The sequence below is a fragment of the Sphingobium sp. GW456-12-10-14-TSB1 genome, assembly GCF_059424385.1.
In genome coordinates this window covers 1,056,083-1,069,993 of record NZ_JBWKZI010000001.1, presented here as the reverse complement: position 1 = coordinate 1,069,993, position 13,911 = coordinate 1,056,083, and the positions used below count along the sequence as shown (strand labels likewise).

The window sequence follows — 13,911 nt, the reverse complement described above, 5'->3', positions numbered from 1 at the left end:
CGGGTGATTCAGACAGTTTCGACCACGCCGTTCAACGATCAGAAGCCGGGAACGTCGGGCCTGCGCAAAAAGGTGAAGGTCTTTGCCCAGCCCCATTATGCCGAAAATTTCGTCCAGTCCGTGTTCGACAGCCTGGAGGGCTTTGCCGGGCAGACGCTGGTGGTGGGTGGCGACGGACGCTATCTCAATCGCGAGGTCATCCAGATCGTCCTGAAAATGGCGGCGGCCAACGGATTTGGCCGGGTGCTGGTGGGTCAGGGCGGCATTTTGTCGACGCCAGCCGCGTCGCACCTGATCCGCGCGTCGGGCGCTTTTGGTGGGCTGGTGCTGTCGGCCAGCCACAATCCGGGCGGACCGGACGAGGATTTCGGGATCAAATATAATGTCGGCAATGGTGGCCCGGCGCCGGAGAAGGTGACCGATGCGATCCATGCGCGCACGCTGACGATCGACCAGTATCGCATATTGGACGCCGCCGACGTCGATCTGGACCATATCGGCACGAGCCGGATGGGCGACATGCTGGTCGAGGTGGTCGATCCGGTCACGGGCTATGCCGACCTGATGGAGCAATTGTTCGATTTCGGCGCGATCCGGGCGATGATCGCGGGCGGGTTCACGCTGGCATTCGATTCCATGAGCGCGGTGACCGGACCCTATGCGGTCGAGATATTCGAGCGGCGGCTGGGCGCGCCCGTGGGCACGGTGATGAACGGCACCCCCCTGCCCGATTTCGGCCATCACCATCCCGACCCCAATCTGGTCCATGCCAAAGAGCTTTACGACAAGATGATGGCCGTCGACGCGCCCGATTTCGGCGCGGCATCAGACGGCGATGGTGACCGCAACCTGATCATCGGACGGCATTGCTATGTGACGCCGTCGGATTCGCTGGCGGTGCTGGCCGCGAACGCGCATCTCGCGCCCGGTTACAAGGCGGGGCTCAAGGGCATTGCGCGGTCGATGCCGACCAGCGGCGCGGCCGACCGGGTGGCGGAGAAACTGGGCGTTGCGCTCTACGAAACGCCGACCGGCTGGAAATTCTTCGGCAATCTGCTCGACGCAGGCATGGCGACCATCTGCGGCGAGGAAAGCGCTGGCACCGGGTCCGACCATGTACGCGAAAAGGACGGCATCTGGGCGGTGCTGCTATGGCTGAACATCGTCGCGGCGCGCCAGCAGAGCGTGGCGGCGATCATGGCCGATCATTGGGCGACCTATGGCCGCAACTATTATGCCCGGCATGATTATGAGGCCATCGCCACCGACCGGGCTGATGCGCTCATGGCGGCGCTGCGCGGCAAGATCGACAGTCTGGCGGGAACGGGCAACAGCGGCGGGACGATCAGCGCGGCGGATGATTTTGCCTATACCGACCCGACCGACGGATCGGTGAGCCGCAATCAGGGCGTGCGTATATTGTTCGAGGATGGATCGCGGGTCGTGTTCCGCCTGTCGGGCACCGGCACGCAGGGGGCGACGCTGCGCGTCTATATCGAGCGGTACATGGCGCCCGATGGCGACCTCAATCTGGCGACGGGGGACGCGCTGGCCCCGCTGGTCGCCGCCGCGCAGGAACTGGCCGACATTCGCGGCTATACCGGCATGGACGCGCCGAGCGTCATCACCTGATCGGCCCGATATTGTCGCCGATGGGGCAAAGGCTGGCCAATGCACGGCGAAACCGCTATCGGGCGCGCCATCGGATTTGAAGTGAAGGCAGTCAAATGGGTTTTCGTTGCGGTATCGTCGGGCTTCCCAATGTGGGCAAGTCCACCCTGTTCAATGCGCTGACCGAAACGCAGGCGGCGCAGGCGGCGAATTATCCCTTCTGCACGATCGAACCTAACGAGGGGCGCGTGGCTGTGCCGGACCCCCGGCTGGAGACGATCGCGAAGATTGGCGGGTCGCAGAAGATCATCGAGACGCAGCTGGCGTTTGTCGACATTGCCGGCTTGGTGCGGGGCGCGTCCAAGGGCGAAGGGCTGGGCAACCAGTTCCTGGCCAATATCCGCGAAACCGACGCCATCGTCCATGTGCTGCGCTGTTTCGAGGATGACGACATCACCCATGTCGAGGGCAAGGTCGACCCGATCGCCGACGCCGAGACGGTCGAGACGGAATTGATGCTGGCCGATCTGGAAAGCCTGGAAAAGCGCGTGCCCAATCTGCTGAAGAAGGGCGCGCAGGGCGACAAGGAGGCGAAGGCCGCCGCTTCCGTGCTGGGGCAGACGCTGGAATTGCTGCGCGATGGCAAGCCTGCGCGCCTGACCCAGCCGCGCGATGACGAAGAAGCACGCCTGTTCGCGCAGGCGCAACTGCTGACGGCCAAGCCCGTCCTCTATGTCTGCAATGTCGAGGAAGGCGCGGCGGCGCAGGGCAATGCCCATTCCGCACGGGTGTTCGAAAAGGCGGCGGCGGAAAATGCCAGCGCGGTCATCGTATCGGCAGCGATCGAGGCCGAACTGGTCACCATGCCGGTCGAGGAACGCGGCGAATATCTGGAAGCCCTGGGGCTGACCGAAGCGGGCCTCGCACGGATCATCCGGGCGGGCTATGAGTTGCTGGGCCTCATCACCTTCTTCACCGTGGGACCGAAGGAAGCGCGTGCCTGGACCGTGCACAAGGGGTCGAAAGCCCCGCAGGCGGCTGGCGCGATCCATACAGATTTCGAAAAGGGCTTCATCCGCGCCGAAACCATGGCCTATGCCGACTATGTCCAGTTCAATGGCGAGGCGGGTGCCAAGGAAGCAGGCAAGTGGCGGTCCGAAGGCAAGGACTATGTGACGCAGGACGGCGACATCATGCTGTTCCGGTTTAACGTGTAGAAACCCCAACGTCGCCCCAGCGCAGGCTGGGGCCTCGTGAGGCAGCGCACTAACGCCTGAGATGCCAGCCTTCGCTGGCATGACGGCTTTGGAGGATGCGATCCAGCGCAAGGCAGCCCTCCCGCCCAGCGTCGATGCCGACACCCGGCTGCTGATCCTGGGCAGCCTGCCCGGCGATGTGTCGATCGCGCGGCAGGAATATTATGCGCATTCGGGCAATGCGTTCTGGGCGCTGATCGGCGATGTGCTGGACGAGGCATTGGTCGGGCAGCCCTATGCACTGCGGCTGGAGCGTTTAAGGGTGCGGGGCGTGGGGTTGTGGGACGTGATCGCCAGCGCGACCCGGCCCGGCAGTCTGGACAGCGCGATCAGCGATGCGCAGCTTCGCGATCTGGGCCAATTCGTTGCGGCCCTGCCCGCGTTGCAGGCGGTCGCGTTCAACGGCAGGACGGCGGCGGTGCATGGACGACGGCAATTGGCGGGGCGGGACGACCTGACGCTGATCGACCTCCCCTCCTCCAGCGGCGCGCATGCCACGTTGTCGCGCACGCAGAAGGCGGAGCGGTGGCGGGTCTTGCGCGCGTGGATCGTCTGACGTGCTTGCGTCGATCTGTCATATTGCGAAGCTAGGGCAGCAGGCTAAGACACAGTCGTAAAACAGCCATACAGAAAGTCGCCGCCATGTTTTCCCGTCGCCAGTTACTGACCGTTGCCACGACGGCGCCGCTGATCGGCGCGCCCGCATTGTTGAAGGCGCAAAGCTGGTTTGCGGGCTACCCCTTTGCCCTGGGCGTCACGTCGGGCGATCCGGCGGCGGACGGTTTCGTCATCTGGACCAAGCTGGCCCCCAAGCCGTTCGAGCCGCATGGCGGCATGCCGATGGTGCCGCTGCCGGTGAAATGGGAAGTGGCGAGCGACGACAGGTTCAAGACCATCGTGGCTTCGGGCGAGGCGACGGCACGGCCAGAACTGGGCCATAGCGTCCATGTCGAGGTGACGGGCTTGCAACCCGACCGGCCCTATTGGTATCGTTTTGCCCTGGGCAGCGACCAGTCGTCGCGCGGGCGGGCGCGCACTTTGCCGCTGGCGTTGGCCAGTCTTGCCAGCCTGAAATTCGGGGTCGCGGGCTGCCAGAATTATGAGGATGGGCTGTTCACTGCGTTCCGCCATCTGGCGCGCGAGGATGACCTGAATTTCGTCTTTCACTATGGCGATTTCATCTACGAATATAAACAGCGCGGCCCCGATTATGACAAGGACGGGTTGCCGGAGGATCAGGTCCGCCATCATATCGGCCAGGATTGTTTCGACGTGGCCGATTACCGGCTGCGCTATGCGCAATATCTGAGCGACTATGACCTGCAGGCCGCGCGCGCGAACCACACATGGTTTTCGACCTTCGACGATCATGAGGTCGAAAATAACTGGGTCGGCGACCATGACTGGAAGGATGTGCCGCCGGAGATTTTCCGCCTGCGCCGTCAGGCCGGGTTGCAAGTATGGTATGAATATATGCCGGTGCGCGCCGCGATGCTGCCGCGCGACGGCATCATCACCAACATGTATCGCGAGGCGCGCTTTGGCGACCTGCTGTCGATCGACTTTCTGGACACCCGCTCCTTCCGCAGCGACCAGCCGTGCAACGACGGGTTCAAACCCTATTGCCCCGGCATTGACGACAGCAAGGCGACCGTCATTTCGGCGCAGGAGGAAAGCTGGCTGGTCGATAATCTGAAGCGCGGGCGGACCAAATGGAATTGCCTGGCGCAGCAGGTGATGATGATGTCGCTCGACCGGCGCCGCTATGCCGACGAGAAGGCGAAAATCTATAATATCGACAGTTGGGCCGGCTATAGCGTGCCGCGCAACCGCTTGCTGGCCAAGATGCGCGGGCTGGACAATGTGATCGTGCTGACCGGGGATGAGCACCAGAATTTCGCCGGGCTGCTCGACAATGGCGACAAGACCGTGGCGGTGGAATTTGTGTCGACCTCCATCTCGTCGGGCGGCAACGGGTCCGATCTGCGGACCGGCAGCGACATGATGCTGAAGAACAATCCGGAGCTGAAATTCATCAACGACCAGCGCGGCTATCTGGTGTGCGAAGTGACGCCCGATGCCTGGACGACGAAGGCGCGGGTGGTGGATCAGGTATCCACGCCGGGCGGCGCGATCAGCACGCGCGCGACCATGACGGTGCCGCGCGGCCAGCCTTCCCTCCAAATTAGTTGACATTGACGTAAACGTAAGTTCGCATTAGGTCCGTCATGAAAGGAAATATCATGGCGGACGCGACAGTCTATTTCGAGGATATTGCGGTGGGCGATAGCATCGCCTTTGGTCCTCGGACGGTGAGCCGGGAGGAGACGATCGCCTTCGCCGCCGAGTTTGACGCCCAGCCCTTTCATCTGTCCGACGAGGCAGCCGCTGCCACCCATTTCGGCACGCTGTCGGCCAGCGGATGGCACACCACCGCCCTGTTCATGAAGATGTTTGTGACCGAGATGCAGCGCGATCCGGGGCGGCAGGCGGCGAGTCTGGGCGCGATGGGCGTCGACGAGCTTCGCTGGCTGCGCCCGGTGCGGCCCGGCGACACGCTGCGCGGCACCAGCGAGGTGATTGCCAAGAAGGCGTCGCAAAGCCGCCCGGAAATGGGCATCGTTCACAGCAAGGTGACGATCCTCAATCAGGATGACGACGCGGTGCTGACCATGATCCCGATTGCATTGTGGCGGACGCGGCCGGTTTGATTTTGGGGGAGGTGCGCACCTCTTGATCCTCCCCTTTAAGGGGAGGTGTCGGGCCGCAGGCCAGACGGAGGGGTGCCTCCCTATCGATAGGGCGACACCCCTCCACCATTCGCTTCGCGAACGGTCCCCCTCCCCTTGCAGGGGAGGATTTTGTAACGCTATCCGACCGGCTGGTTGGCCAGCGCGTCGGCCGCCATCACCCGCACATCGGCGGCTTTCGACCCCGCAATCTGCACCAGATGCCGACCGGCGGGGAGATCGAACCACACGATCTTGCGGATGCCCGAACAGTCCGGGCCATGACCATGTTCGACCGAGGCCATCGCCTGCGTGCCGGTGATGACGTCAACCCAGGCCGGGCCATCTAGTGCGATCCCGACCCGCGCCGCCTGCTTGAGCGACAGGGTGAAGAGACCGCCATGCCCATCTTTCGCCCCTTTGCCCGGCGGCGCGGCGAATTGGACATGGGCGGCGGGCGTCAGCGTGGCGGTGACCGGCTTTCCCAGGATCAGCGCGGGTGCGCCATGAGCCTGAACGCCCGCCTTTGCCCGTCCGCTCTGGGTCCAACTGGTCCAGGGTTCGGCCAATGGTGCGGGTGCTGTGCATTGCGTGGCGGCAACCGGGGCTGCGGCAAGCAGCAAGGCGGCGAGGATCGTCATTAGATCACTTCCTTCCGAACAATTTTTCTATGTCGCCATGGCCCAGCTTCACCCAGGTCGGGCGGCCATGGTTGCACTGGCCAGAGCGTGGCGTGACTTCCATTTCGCGCAGCAGGGCGTTCATTTCCGCGACGCTGAGCACCCGGCCTGCGCGGACTGATCCGTGGCAGGCCATGGTCGCGGCGACGAGATCCAGCCGTTCCTTCAGCGACAGGGCGCTGTCATAGGCGGCGAGATCGTCGGCCAGATCCTTGACGAGGCCCTGGACATCCGACTGACCGAGCATCGCCGGTACGGCGCGGACCAGCATGGCGGACGGGCCGAAGCGTTCGAGGTCGAGGCCGAAGTCGTGCAATTCGGGGGCGCGCGATTCCAGCCGGTCGCAGGCGGGTTCTTCCAGTTCGACGACTTCGGGGAGCAGCAGCGCCTGCGACTGGACGCCCTGCCCTTCCATCGCCCGGCGCATCCGTTCCAGCGTCAGCCGTTCATGGGCGGCGTGCTGGTCGACGATGACCAGGCCGTCCTCCGCTTCCGCGACGATGTAAGTGCGCGCAACCTGGCCGCGCGCGACGCCCAGCGGGAAGCTCTGCCCTTCCGGGGCGGGGGCCATGGCAGGTTCGGCGCGCGCCTGCGGCGGCGGGGTCATGAAGCTGGAACGGCGATCGCCGAAGGAAGATGCGGCGAGCGGGTTGTAGCTGACCGCCGCGGCGTCAAAGATCGGCATCGCGCCGATCGGCGTGGGCGAGACGGGTTCGGCGCGCCAGGCGGACAGCGCGGCGGGATCGGCATTCTGGACCGCGCGAAAGCCCTGTTCGTCGAGCGCGCGGCGCAGGCCCGAAATGATCATGCCCCGGATCATCGCGGGATCACGGAAGCGCACCTCCGTCTTGGCGGGATGGACATTGACGTCCACATCGAGCGGCGGGACGTCGAGGAACAGGGCCACCACCGGATGCCGATCGCGCGCCAGCATGTCGGCATAGGCGCCGCGCAACGCGCCGATGAGCAGCCGGTCGCGCACGGGGCGGCCATTGACGAACAGATATTGATGATCGCCCACGCCGCGGTTGTAGGTGGGAATGGAGGCGACGCCCGACAGGCGCACGCCTTCGCGTGCCAGGCTGATGATGACATGATTGTCCGCCAGCGCCCGGTCCGTCAGCGCAGCCACCCTTTCCTCCCGCGCATGGCCCGCCTGCACCCCCAGCGTCCGGCGACCGTCATGTTCCAGCGCGAAAGCGACCGCGGGATGTGCCATTGCGAGACGGCGGACGATGTCGAGACAGGCGGCATATTCTGCCTTGGCCGATCGCAGGAATTTGCGGCGGGCGGGCACCTTGGCAAAAAGCTGTTCGATGGTGACGCGGGTGCCGGGGGGCAAGGCGGCTGGCCCCTCCGCCACCAATTGCCCATTGTCGACCGTGCGGTTCCAGCCCTCCCCGCCCTGCCGCCGGCTGTCGATCGACAGGCGCGCGACGCTGGCGATGGACGGCAGCGCTTCGCCACGGAAACCCAGAGTGGCCACATTTTCAATGGCATCGTCATCGGGCATCTTGGATGTCGCGTGCCGTTCCAGCGCCAGCGCCATGTCGACCGAATCCATGCCGACACCGTCGTCGCTCACCTCGATCCGGTCGAGTCCGCCGTTCGACAGGCGGATGGCGATGCGAGTCGCGCCAGCGTCCAACGCATTTTCAACAATTTCCTTGAGCGCGCTGGCGGGTCTTTCAACCACTTCACCGGCAGCGATACGATTGACCAGATGTTCGGGCAGGCGGCGTATTGACATTGATTAGGGACTAGCCCAATCGGTCGCTTTCCGCGACCCGCGACGCCAAATATTTTGCACTGCACAGGACAACTGAACAGGGCAGAAGCCATTTAGCGCAGTGATGAACGGAACAGCTTTCCGACCGGTCCCCCAGTCGCGTCGCGGGGACGGCGGGCGATACAGGATAAGGCATGTCGATCTTCTCGCGTCTCTTCAAATTCACTTCGCAGGATATGGCCATCGACCTGGGCACCGCCAATACGGTGGTCTATGTGCGCGGTCGCGGCATTGTATTGAACGAGCCGTCGGTGGTGGCGGTCGAAACGCTGAACGGCGTGAAGCGGGTGAAGGCGGTCGGCGTCGACGCCAAGCTGATGATGGGCAAGACCCCGGATTCGATCGAGGCCATCCGGCCACTGCGTGACGGCGTGATCGCCGACATCGACGTCGCCGAACAGATGATCAAGCATTTCATCACCAAGGTGCATGGCGGCAAGCACAGCCCCTGGCGCGCGCCTGAAATCGTGATCTGCGTGCCGTCCGGCTCCACCAGCGTCGAGCGTCGCGCCATTCGCGATGCCGCCAGCAATGCCGGTGCGCGGCAGGTGTTCCTGATCGAGGAACCGATGGCGGCCGCGATCGGCGCGGACATGCCCGTGACCGAGCCGATCGGTTCGATGGTTGTCGACATTGGCGGCGGCACCACCGAAGTCGCCGTGCTGTCGCTGCGTGGCCTGGCCTATACCACCAGCGTGCGCGTGGGCGGCGACAAGATGGACGAAGCGATCGTGTCCTTCGTGCGTCGTCATCACAATCTGCTGATCGGCGAAGCCACGGCGGAACGGATCAAGAAGCAATATGGCATCGCCCAGTCGCCCGCCGACGGCGTGGGTGAGACGATCCATATCAAGGGCCGCGATCTGGTGAACGGCGTGCCCAAGGAAATCAGCATCAATCAGGGCCAGATTGCCGATGCCCTGGCCGAACCGATCAGCACGATCGTGGAAGGCGTGCGGATCGCGCTGGAAAATACCGCGCCCGAACTGGCCGCCGACATTGTCGATCAGGGCATCGTCCTGACTGGCGGCGGTGCGTTGCTGCATGGTCTGGACGACGAATTGCGCGACGAAACCGGCCTGCCCGTCACCATCGCCGAAGACCCGCTGACCTGCGTGGCGATCGGCACCGGCCGTGCGATGGAAGATCCGATCTTCCGGGGTGTATTGCAAACCGCCTGATCGTTAGGCCAGAGCGAAAGGGACGCGTAGATGGCGCGGCCACCCAGCCGACGCCCCGGACACAACCGGAAGGCGCAATATAGCCTGTTCGCCAGCTATGTGGTGGCGGTCACCGGCGCAGCGATCGGGCTGTTGCTGATCGTCGTCGCGATCTTCGATCCCACCGGGTTTGCAGGTATTCGCGCAGTTACCGCCGAATTGACCCGCCCTGTGTCCGTGGGCCTGAAAAACATGGTGAGCGGGGTCAGTTCCATCGACGAAGTGCTGGCCGCCTATTGGCGCGCGGGGTCGCAGAATGTCGCGCTGCGCCGCCAGGTGGAGGCGGATCGCAATCGCATCATCGAAGCCAAGGCCGTGGCGCAGGAAAATGCGCGGCTCAAGAAATTGCTCAAGCTGGTCGATGAGGATGCCAGCCAGTTGTTGACGGCGCGGCTGATCAGTTCCTCCTCCAGCAGCGCGCGGCGCTTCGCTCGCCTGAATGCGGGGCGGTGGCAGGGCGTGCAGCCGGGCATGCCGGTGCGCGCGACGGAAGGGCTGATCGGACGGGTGCATAGCACCACGCCCAACACGTCCGACGTCCTGTTGCTGACCGATAGCGGCAGCATCGTGCCGGTGCGGCGGGCGAATGACAATGTGCCCGCCATCGCGACCGGGGCCGGCGACGGATCGCTGGAAATCCGGTCGCTGTCGGCCGGGCGCAATCCGTTCAAGCCGGGCGACCTGCTGGTCACATCGGGCATTGGCGGCATATATCAGCCCAACATTCCCGTCGCTGTCGTCGTGCGGGTGCAGGGTGAAATCGCCTGGGGCTTCCCGCTGGCCAACCCATCGCGCGTCGATGCGGTCGTGGTCGAGCGCGCGTTTGAACAAGTCGTAACACGCCCCGACCCAGGCGCCCCCGCCGCGGCGGAGGGCGCAGAGCCGGGCAATGTAGCGACGCCATGATCGACCGGCACCTTCATTATGTGCCGCGCCTGGGGCGGAACCCGTCCCGATTTCGGCTGGCGGGAATCCCGGTCATCACCGTCATGCTGGGATCGTCTGTCACGGCGCTGCCGGTGATCGCGCAATCGCCGGTCATGCCGCCCTTTGGCCTGCTGTTTCTGCTATCCTGGCGATTGCTGCGCCCGGAATTGTGGCGGGCGTGGATCGGCCTGCCGCTCGGCCTGTTCGACGACATGATGAGCGGGCAGCCGATCGGTTCCGCCATGTTCCTGTGGACCATCATGCTGATAGGCGTCGACGCGGTCGAGCATCGCATGATATGGCGTAGTTACCGGCAGGACTGGCTGATCGCCGGTTTCGCCATTATAGTCTGCATGGCCGGCGGGCTGTTCTTTGCCCGCATCACCGGCGGAGGCGATGTGAGGTTGCTGTTGGTCGCGCCACAGATGTTCTGGACGATATTGTTGTTTCCCTTCGTCGTCCGGCAATGCGCGCGGATCGACCGCTGGCGCGTGATGGCATGAAATTTCCCGGTTCCAAACGCCAGATCATCACCGAAGCCGCCCAGTCCTTCACCTTCACCCGCCGCACCATGGTGCTGGGGGCGCTCCAGGGGGCGGTTGGCGCCGTGCTGGCCGCGCGAATGGCGTGGATCAGCGTGGCGGAGAATGAGAAATATTCGCTCCTGTCGGAGAGCAACCGCGTCAACCTGACGCTCATTCCGCCACGCCGGGGCTGGATCATCGACCGCCATGGTCGGCCGCTGGCCAACAACCGCACCGATTTTCGCGTCGACCTGATCCCGCAGCGGGTGGTCGACGCCGATGCGACGGTGAAGCATCTGGCGCAATTGCTGAGCCTGGAGCCGGACGAGGTCGATCGCATTCGCGAGGAACTGGACAAGTCGGCCGGGTTCCGCCCGGTGCAGGTCGCCGACAAGCTGACCTATGACCAATATGCCGCCGTCAGCGTACGCCTGCCCGACCTGCCGGGCGTTGCGCCCAGCCAGGGCTTTTCGCGCCATTATCCGGGCGGGTCCACAGTCGGTCATTTGCTGGGCTATGTCGGCGCGGCGACGGCGGAGGAATATAAGGAACGCAAGAATCCGCTGCTGATCACGCCGGGTTTCAAGGTCGGCAAGGACGGGCTGGAACGCGCGTTTGACGAACATCTGACCGGCAAGCCAGGGGCCAAGCGGGTCGAGGTGACGGCGCGCGGCAAGATCGTGCGGGAACTGACCACCCGACCCGATACGCCCGGCCATTCGATCAAGCTGACCATCGACGCGGGATTGCAGGAATATGCCGGACGGCGGCTGGCGACGCAGAGCGGCTCCGTCGTCGTCATCGATTGCGCCAATGGCGATGTGCTGGCGATGGCGTCGATGCCCAGTTTCGATCCGAACAGTTTTTCGGACGGCATCAGCCATATGGAATGGGCGATGTTGTCGCAGGATGACCATGTCCCGTTGCGCAACAAGACGTTGCAGGGGCTTTATCCCCCCGGATCGACCGTCAAGCCGATGGTGGCGCTCGCGCTGCTGGAAGCGGGCATCGGGCCGCAGGAAACGGTCGGTTGCTCCGGGGCGCTGCGCGTCGGCAATACGCTGTTCCACTGCCACAAGCGGCGCGGCCATGGCGCGGTCAACATGCGGACCGCCATCGCCCAGAGCTGCGACATATATTTCTACCAGATGGCCCAGCGCATCGGCATGGACCGGATCGCGGCGATGGCGCGTCGGTGCGGCATGGGCCAGCGTTTCGACCTGCCCTTCCCCAGCCAAAGTTACGGCACGGTGCCCGACCCGGCCTGGAAGCTGAAGAAATATGACCAGAAATGGCAGGTGTATGACACGGTGAACGCCACCATCGGTCAGGGCTATATGCTGATCAATCCGCTGCAAATGGCGGTGATGGCCGCGCGGCTGGCGACCGGCAAGCAACTCATGCCCAATTTCCTGCACGGCGCGAAGCGTCCCGAGCCTGCGTTGGTCGGCGCATCCGAAGAGCATCTGGTCGTCATCCGCGATGCGATGAGCGCAGTCGTCAATGGCGGCGGCACGGGCGGGGCCGCGCGCATGTCGATCCCCGGCGTGCTGATCGCCGGCAAGACCGGCACCGCGCAGGTCCGGCGCATCACCATGGCCGAGCGCGCGGGCGGGGTACGCGGCAACAGCTCACTGGCGTTCAAGCTGCGCGACCATGCCCTGTTCCAGGGGTTCGCGCCGTTCGACAATCCGCGCTATGCGGTCGCCTGCATCATCGAACATGGCGGGCATTTGATCCGTAACGAGGACGCGCCGATGATCGCCAGCGATACGCTGTCCTATCTGTTCGATCCCAAAAAGGCGATGGAGAAGCTGGAGACGCTGGAAAAGGGCTGGGGCGGCACCCCATCGGAAAGGCAGGCGCGGCAAATGGGCGCGTTCCGGCTGGCCCGCGCGATCGAGAAGGGTGAAGTCCCGCCACCTGCCGCCGACAATGGCAGCAACGCAGCAGCGGCGGGCAACAGCGCCACGCCAGCACCAGCGGCACCACCAACCGACGAGTCGGACGACGCCCCTCCTCCCCCCGGCAGCAATGCGGCGGATGTGCCATGAGCATCATTCCCCAGCCCATCACTCAATTCCCCTGGCGCGTCATGGCGCTGCTGCTGGCCATCGCGGTTTTCGGTACGCTGGTCCTCTACAGCGCGGCGGGTGGCAGTATCTTCCCCTGGGCGACCAACCAGGCGGTGCGCTTCTGCATATTTTCCGCGATGGCGCTGGTCCTTAGCCGCATCCCGCTGGAAATCTTCGCGCGTTTCGCCTTTCCCGCCTATGGCGCCATTCTGGTGGCGCTGTTTCTGGTCGAGTTGATCGGCGGGGTTGCGGGGGGAAGCCAGCGCTGGATCAATCTGGGCTTCATGCAGCTTCAGCCATCCGAATTCATGAAGCCGGTCATCGTGCTGGCCGTGGCGCAATTCTATGCGCGCCTGCCGGTGGGCGAAATCCGCAGCTGGAACGCGATCTGGCCCGCTCTCTTGCTGATCGGCATGCCATGGTCGCTGGTGTTGATCCAGCCGGACCTGGGGACCGCCACGATGATCCTGGCTGGCGGCGTGACCGTCATGTTCCTGGCTGGCTTGCCGCTGCGCCTGTTCATCGGATCGGGGCTGACCGTGGCTGCCATCGTGCCGATCGCCTTCAGCTTCCTGCACGACTATCAGAAGAAGCGCGTCCTCATCTTTCTGGACCCGGAAAGCGATCCGCTGGGCGCGGGCTATCATATCAGCCAGTCCAAGATCGCAATCGGTTCGGGCGGTATCTGGGGCAAGGGATTTCTGCAGGGATCACAAAGCCATCTCGACTATCTGCCCGAAGGCCATACCGATTTCGTTTTCGCCACCATGGCGGAGGAATGGGGCATGGCTGGCGGCCTGTTGCTGATCGGCGCGTTCATGCTGCTGTTCCGCTGGGGCCTGCGCGTGGCGATGCGTACGAACGACCGCTTCGCCCGACTGGTCGCGGCGGGGCTGACCACGACGATCTTCTTCTATGTCGCCATCAACCTGATGATGGTGATGGGCCTGGCCCCGGTGGTGGGCATCCCCCTGCCCTTCATGTCCTATGGCGGATCGTCGATGCTGACCGTCATGCTGTGCGTGGGCATCATCATGGCGATCGACCGCTCCAACAGCCGCGCGAACAACCCCCGAAACTGGGGCTGAAGCCGCCCCCGC

At 64.3% G+C, this 13,911-nt stretch carries 12 protein-coding genes; 10 read left to right on the top strand and 2 right to left on the bottom strand.

The features are described 5' to 3' along the window. Positions 1-3 precede the first annotated feature (3 nt). The 5 genes from AC07X9_RS05240 to AC07X9_RS05220 all read left to right on the top strand — a co-directional run bounded on the left by AC07X9_RS05240 (position 4) and on the right by AC07X9_RS05220 (position 5,578). The gene (locus tag AC07X9_RS05240) at positions 4-1,632 is read left to right on the top strand and encodes an alpha-D-glucose phosphate-specific phosphoglucomutase (RefSeq protein ID WP_017183662.1); all 1,629 of its coding nucleotides are present in this window, start codon (positions 4-6) and stop codon (positions 1,630-1,632) included. A 95-nt stretch (positions 1,633-1,727) separates the two neighbouring features. Continuing rightward, positions 1,728-2,828, top strand: a complete 1,101-nt coding sequence (gene ychF / locus AC07X9_RS05235; protein WP_017183661.1) for a redox-regulated ATPase YchF — start codon at positions 1,728-1,730, stop codon at positions 2,826-2,828. A gap of 79 nt (positions 2,829-2,907) precedes the next feature. Beyond that, positions 2,908-3,423, top strand: coding sequence for a DNA-deoxyinosine glycosylase (locus tag AC07X9_RS05230; RefSeq protein ID WP_037514823.1), 516 nt, complete (start codon positions 2,908-2,910; stop codon positions 3,421-3,423). Between the two features lie 86 nt (positions 3,424-3,509). Continuing rightward, positions 3,510-5,060, top strand: a complete 1,551-nt coding sequence (locus tag AC07X9_RS05225; RefSeq protein ID WP_017183659.1) for an alkaline phosphatase D family protein — start codon at positions 3,510-3,512, stop codon at positions 5,058-5,060. 50 nt (positions 5,061-5,110) lie between these two features. Then, positions 5,111-5,578: a MaoC family dehydratase gene (locus tag AC07X9_RS05220; protein WP_017183658.1), complete on the top strand. Its 468-nt coding sequence runs from the start codon at positions 5,111-5,113 to the stop codon at positions 5,576-5,578. A 158-nt stretch (positions 5,579-5,736) separates the two neighbouring features. Here AC07X9_RS05220 and AC07X9_RS05215 read toward each other — a convergent pair whose 3' ends face one another. Next, positions 5,737-6,237, bottom strand: coding sequence for a hypothetical protein (locus tag AC07X9_RS05215; RefSeq protein WP_017183097.1), 501 nt, complete (start codon positions 6,235-6,237; stop codon positions 5,737-5,739). Between the two features lie 4 nt (positions 6,238-6,241). Continuing rightward, complete coding sequence (gene mutL, locus AC07X9_RS05210) at positions 6,242-8,026, bottom strand: DNA mismatch repair endonuclease MutL (protein ID WP_017183096.1); 1,785 nt, start codon at positions 8,024-8,026, stop codon at positions 6,242-6,244. Between the two features lie 173 nt (positions 8,027-8,199). Here mutL and AC07X9_RS05205 point away from each other — a divergent pair, with 173 nt between their 5' ends. Genes AC07X9_RS05205 through rodA form a run of 5 tightly spaced genes read left to right on the top strand, consistent with a single transcriptional unit; the run spans position 8,200 to position 13,899 of the window. After that, positions 8,200-9,246: a rod shape-determining protein gene (locus AC07X9_RS05205; protein WP_017183095.1), complete on the top strand. Its 1,047-nt coding sequence runs from the start codon at positions 8,200-8,202 to the stop codon at positions 9,244-9,246. A 30-nt stretch (positions 9,247-9,276) separates the two neighbouring features. Further along, entirely contained in the window at positions 9,277-10,191 is a 915-nt protein-coding gene (mreC, locus tag AC07X9_RS05200; RefSeq protein WP_017183094.1) for a rod shape-determining protein MreC, read from the top strand. Continuing rightward, positions 10,188-10,715: a rod shape-determining protein MreD gene (mreD, locus tag AC07X9_RS05195; protein WP_017183093.1), complete on the top strand. Its 528-nt coding sequence runs from the start codon at positions 10,188-10,190 to the stop codon at positions 10,713-10,715. The genes mreC and mreD overlap by 4 nt, the downstream gene beginning before the upstream one ends. After that, complete coding sequence (mrdA, locus tag AC07X9_RS05190) at positions 10,712-12,790, top strand: penicillin-binding protein 2 (RefSeq protein ID WP_026002376.1); 2,079 nt, start codon at positions 10,712-10,714, stop codon at positions 12,788-12,790. The genes mreD and mrdA overlap by 4 nt, the downstream gene beginning before the upstream one ends. Then, the gene (gene rodA, locus AC07X9_RS05185) at positions 12,787-13,899 is read left to right on the top strand and encodes a rod shape-determining protein RodA (RefSeq protein ID WP_017183091.1); all 1,113 of its coding nucleotides are present in this window, start codon (positions 12,787-12,789) and stop codon (positions 13,897-13,899) included. Before mrdA ends, rodA begins: the two co-directional genes overlap by 4 nt. Positions 13,900-13,911: the final 12 nt, after the last annotated feature.

Bases quoted from the DNA above. Each gene is read 5' to 3' on its own strand.
- ychF (WP_017183661.1), top strand. From the start codon at position 1,728: ATGGGTTTTCGTTGCGGTATCGTCGGGCTTCCCAATGTGGGCAAGTCC.
- AC07X9_RS05230 (WP_037514823.1), top strand. From the start codon at position 2,908: ATGACGGCTTTGGAGGATGCGATCCAGCGCAAGGCAGCCCTCCCGCCC.
- AC07X9_RS05225 (WP_017183659.1), top strand. From the start codon at position 3,510: ATGTTTTCCCGTCGCCAGTTACTGACCGTTGCCACGACGGCGCCGCTG.
- AC07X9_RS05220 (WP_017183658.1), top strand. From the start codon at position 5,111: ATGGCGGACGCGACAGTCTATTTCGAGGATATTGCGGTGGGCGATAGC.
- AC07X9_RS05215 (WP_017183097.1), bottom strand. From the start codon at position 6,237: ATGACGATCCTCGCCGCCTTGCTGCTTGCCGCAGCCCCGGTTGCCGCC.
- mutL (WP_017183096.1), bottom strand. From the start codon at position 8,026: ATGTCAATACGCCGCCTGCCCGAACATCTGGTCAATCGTATCGCTGCC.
- AC07X9_RS05205 (WP_017183095.1), top strand. From the start codon at position 8,200: ATGTCGATCTTCTCGCGTCTCTTCAAATTCACTTCGCAGGATATGGCC.
- mreC (WP_017183094.1), top strand. From the start codon at position 9,277: ATGGCGCGGCCACCCAGCCGACGCCCCGGACACAACCGGAAGGCGCAA.
- mreD (WP_017183093.1), top strand. From the start codon at position 10,188: ATGATCGACCGGCACCTTCATTATGTGCCGCGCCTGGGGCGGAACCCG.
- mrdA (WP_026002376.1), top strand. From the start codon at position 10,712: ATGAAATTTCCCGGTTCCAAACGCCAGATCATCACCGAAGCCGCCCAG.
- rodA (WP_017183091.1), top strand. From the start codon at position 12,787: ATGAGCATCATTCCCCAGCCCATCACTCAATTCCCCTGGCGCGTCATG.